General features: G+C 71.7%; 3 protein-coding genes and 2 pseudogenes. 4 read left to right on the top strand and 1 reads right to left on the bottom strand.

What is annotated here, in order from left to right; all coding sequences use genetic code 11:
* Together ITP53_RS54135 and ITP53_RS54130 are read left to right on the top strand one after the other, a co-directional pair.
* A pseudogene (locus ITP53_RS54135) lies at positions 1-451 on the top strand (hypothetical protein); the annotation flags it as partial.
* Positions 452-535: 84 nt separating this feature from the next.
* Positions 536-1,921 (top strand): class II fumarate hydratase, encoded by a 1,386-nt coding sequence (locus ITP53_RS54130; protein ID WP_195903267.1) that lies wholly within the window; start codon positions 536-538, stop codon positions 1,919-1,921.
* On the opposite strand, the gene trpD is transcribed toward ITP53_RS54130, so the two are convergent.
* Positions 1,904-2,953 (bottom strand): anthranilate phosphoribosyltransferase, encoded by a 1,050-nt coding sequence (trpD, locus tag ITP53_RS54125; protein ID WP_195903266.1) that lies wholly within the window; start codon positions 2,951-2,953, stop codon positions 1,904-1,906. The genes ITP53_RS54130 and trpD overlap by 18 nt on opposite strands.
* Positions 2,954-3,185: 232 nt before the next feature.
* Between trpD and ITP53_RS54120 the strand changes: the two genes are divergently transcribed.
* Together ITP53_RS54120 and ITP53_RS54115 are read left to right on the top strand one after the other, a co-directional pair.
* On the top strand, positions 3,186-3,938 hold the full coding sequence (locus tag ITP53_RS54120) for an SDR family NAD(P)-dependent oxidoreductase (protein ID WP_195903265.1): 753 nt from the start codon (positions 3,186-3,188) through the stop codon (positions 3,936-3,938).
* Positions 3,938-4,337 (top strand): annotated as a pseudogene (locus tag ITP53_RS54115) (diguanylate phosphodiesterase); the annotation flags it as partial. The gene ITP53_RS54120 and the pseudogene ITP53_RS54115, both read left to right, overlap by 1 nt.

Here is a 4,337-nt window from a genome sequence, read left to right as displayed (position 1 = left end):
GGGGGCGGTGGCTGAGGGTGGGTTCGATCCTGAGCGGACCATGAGCATCAGGAGTCCCAAGGGGCCCTCGGAGCAGGGCCCGCCGCAGCCGCCGGCCGACGAGGGCGCCGTCACCACGCGGATCCAGCTTCCGAAGGGCTCGCCTGGCCAGCAGGTCTACCCGCTGCCTCCGCAGCAGATGGGCCGGCGGCCTGGGCCGCCGCAACAGCAGACGCCGCAGGGACCCCAGCAGGGGCCGTACCAGGGTGCTGCTCAGCAAGGGGCACAGCAGGGAGCACCACAGCAGGGGGTTCACGACGGCCAGGGTCTGGGGACGGACCTGTTCGCCATCGCGGGCCGGGAGGAGCAGCAGCCCGAGGGCAACCGCAACGGCATGCTGGTGCTCATGGCGGTGGCCGCCGCGGCCGCCGTGGTGATCGCCGTACTCATCGTGGCGCTCTTCTCGAGCTGATCCCCCGCTCGCCGCCCGCGACAGGGCGGCGAGCGGCCGGGGCGTACCCGGCCGGGCGCGCGCTCGTGGGTCAGACTGGGAACCATGAGCGAGTTCAGAATCGAACATGACTCGATGGGCGAGGTACGCGTGCCGGTCGGCGCCAAGTGGCGCGCGCAGACCCAGCGGGCAGTGGAGAACTTCCCGATCTCGGGCAGACGGCTGGAGCCGTCGCACATCGCCGCGCTGGGCCTGATCAAGGCGGTCGCCGCCGAGGTCAACGGCGAGCTCGGCGTGATCGAGAAGGACATGGCCGAGGCGATCGCGCAGGCCGCCGCCGACGTGGCGGAGAACGAGCACGACGTGCACTTCCCGATCGACGTCTTCCAGACCGGCTCGGGCACCTCGTCCAACATGAACGCCAACGAGGTGATCGCGACGCTGGCCGAGGAGCGGCTGGGCCGTCCCGTACACCCGAACGACCACGTGAACGCCTCCCAGTCGTCCAACGACGTCTTCCCGACCGCGATTCACGTGGCGGCGGCGACCGAGGTGACGTACCACCTGCTGCCCTCGCTCGATCATCTGGCGGAGGCGTTGCGGATGAAGGCGATCGAGTTCGACGGGGTGGTGAAGTCGGGGCGGACGCACCTCATGGACGCGACCCCGGTGACGCTCGGCCAGGAGTTCGGCGGGTACGCCGCCCAGATCGAGCACGGCGTCGTACGCGTCACGACGGCGCTCGCCCACGTACTGGAGCTGCCGCTGGGCGGGACGGCGGTGGGCACCGGGATCAACACGCCGCAGGGGTTCGCGCGGGAGGCCGTCGGCCGGCTGCGCGAGGCCACCAGCATCCAGTTCCGCGAGGCCGTGGACCACTTCGAGGCCCAGGGCGCGCAGGACTCCATCGTCGAGCTGTCCGGACAGCTCAAAGTGGTCGCGGTCTCGCTCAACAAGATCGCGAACGACCTCCGCTGGATGGGCTCGGGCCCACGCGCAGGGCTGGCCGAGATCAACCTGCCCGACCTGCAGCCCGGCTCGTCCATCATGCCGGGCAAGGTCAACCCGGTGATCCCCGAGGCCACGGCCATGGTCGCGGCCCAGGTGATCGGGAACGACGCGGCGATCACGTTCGCCGGCGCGTCCGGCACATTCGAGCTGAACGTGCAACTGCCCGTCATCGCGCGCAACATCCTGGAGTCGATCAGGCTGCTGGCGAACGTCTCTCGGCTGCTCGCCGACCGCTGCGTGGCCGGCATCACGGCCAACATCGACCGCCTGCGCGAGTACGCCGAGTCGTCCCCGTCGATCGTCACCCCGCTGAACAAGTACGTCGGCTACGAGGAGGCCGCCAAGATCGCCAAGCAGGCCCTGGCGGAGCGCAAGACGATCAGGCAGGTCGTCGTCGAGCGCGGCCACGTGGCGGCGGGCACCCTGACCGAGGCCCAGCTCGACGCCGCGCTCGACGTACTGTCAATGACCAGGCCGTGACACCGACCGCGTGGCCTGCCCCCAGCGGGTGAGCAGGGACAGCGCGGCGCCGGAGTCGACCGCGTCCGCGGCCCGCTTGTAGGCCCCGGCCAGCGCGGACGTGAGGCCGGGCAGCCGCGGCACGCCCTCGGCGGCCACGACGGCGGCGGCCGCGTTCAGCAGGACGACGTCGCGCACCGGGCCCTGCTCGCCCGCGAGGACCGCGCGGGCCACGGCGGCGTTGTGCCGCGCGTCGCCGCCGCGCAGGTCCTCGGGGCGGGCGCGCGGGATCGACAGGTCGGCGGGGTCGAACGTCGTCCGTGTCACGGTGCCGCGGCGGACGATCCAGACCGTCGAGGTCCCGCTGGTGGTCAGCTCGTCCAGCCCGTCGTCGCCGCGGAAGACGAGCGAGGAGCCGCCGCGCTCGGCCAGGACGCCCGCGATGACCGGCGCCAGGTCGGGGTGGAAGACGCCGACCGCCTGCGCGGGCGGCAGGGCGGGGTTGGTGAGCGGGCCCAGGAAGTTGAACACGGTGGGGACGCCGAGCTCGCGGCGCGGCCCCGACGTACGTTTCAACGCCGGGTTGAAGGCGGGCGCGAAGCAGAACGTGATGCCGACCTCGTCCGCGATGCTGACCACCGCGGCCGGCGGCAGATCGGGGACCACGCCCAGCTCCTCCAGCACGTCGGCGGCGCCCGCCATGGAGGAGGCCGCCCGGCCGCCGTGTTTGACCACCTTGACGCCCGCGGCGGCGGCCACGATGGCGGCCATCGTGGAGATGTTCACGGTGTTGGCGCGGTCGCCGCCGGTGCCGACGAGATCGACAGGGTCGCCGGAGACCCGGATCGCGGCCGATCTGGCGAGCATGCCGTCGGCCAGCCCGGACACTTCGGCCACGCTCTCGCCCTTGGCGCGCAGGGCGATGGCGAACGCGGCGATCTGGGCGTCCGTCGCCGCCCCCGACATGATCTGCTCCATGGCCCAGGCGGCCTGGCGCGAGCTGAGCGACACGCCGTCGAGCAGCGTGGTGAGAAGTTCGGGCCAGGTGGTCATGTCGAGCTCCCTTTTGTCATCGCTCGACGGGGGCCCGCATGCGAAAGGCCGCCTCGTCGAGGCGGCCGGTATGCGTATACGCCGGGGGTCCGCTTAGAAGGCGGGCCACCACTGGAACGAATACGCGATCATGTGGTCAAGATAGCAGATCCGGTGATCCACATAGCCTGGCACCGATCTATGTCGGCAGCGCCCATGCGTCCCGGCGGGACGAGCGCCTAGGGTTCGTCGTATGGCGAAGGAGCTGACGGGGCGGACCGCGCTGGTGACGGGGGCCGGGGGCGGCATCGGGGCGGCCTGCGCGCGGCGACTGGCCGCGGCGGGGGCCAGGGTGCTGGTCGTCGACATGCGTGCCGAGCCCGCGGGGAAGGTGGCCGCCGAGATCGGCGGCGTGGCCGTGGTGACCGATCTGAGCGACCCCGGGTTCGCCGGCGCGCTGCCGGACGAGCCGGTCGACATCGTGGTGAACAACGCGGGGTTCCAGCACGTCGCGCCGATCGAGGAGTTCCCGCCCGAGGTGTTCGGGACGATGCTGAGGGTCATGGTGGAGGCGCCGTTCCTGATCGCGCGGAAGGTGCTGCCCGGCATGTACGCCCGGGGCTGGGGCAGGTTCGTGAACATCTCGTCGGTGCACGGGCTGCGGGCGTCGCCGTACAAGTCGGCGTACACGACGGCCAAGCACGCGCTGGAGGGGTTCAGCAAGGTCGTGGCGCTGGAAGGGGCGCCCCACGGGGTGACCTCCACCTGCGTCTGCCCGGCCTACGTGCGGACCGGGCTGGTGGAGGCGCAGATCGCCGACCAGGCCAGGGTGCACGGCATCGAGCCCGGCGAGGTCGTCGAGAACATCATGCTGCAGCCGGCCGCGATCAAGCGCCTGATCGAGCCCGAGGAGGTGGCCGACCTGGTCGCCTACCTGTGCGGCCCGTCCGGCGGCTTCATCACGGGCGTCTCCCTGCCCCTGGACGGCGGCTGGACGGCCCGATAGTGACTATTCAATTCCTGGAGTTGCTGGCCAGGGAGGCGTCGGCGGTCGAGTTCGAGGGGCCGATCATCCAGGCCAGGGCCGCGGGGGCCGACGCGGCCACGATCGAGGAGCTGGAGCAGGCCAAGGTCGAGGCGCTGAAGGTACGCGCGCTGCTCAAGCGGCGGGCCAGGCGGGAGGCCGAGCTGTCGGCGCTCTATGACACGGCCGGCGACCTGGCCGCGCTGCGCGACCTCGACGCGGTGCTGGAGGCGATCGTGCACCGGGCCAGGCAGTTGCTGGCCACCGACATCGCGTACATGACGCTGCACGACCCCGAGCAGGGCGACACGTACATGCGGGTCACCGACGGGTCGATCTCGGCGAAGTTCCGTGCGCTGCGGCTGGCCATGGGGGCGGGGC

The organism is Nonomuraea cypriaca, assembly GCF_015645445.1.
GTDB classification, from domain to species: domain Bacteria; phylum Actinomycetota; class Actinomycetes; order Streptosporangiales; family Streptosporangiaceae; genus Nonomuraea; species Nonomuraea cypriaca.
The sequence above is the reverse complement of the archived record's forward strand: the minus strand, read 5'-3'. Positions and strand labels throughout refer to the sequence as shown.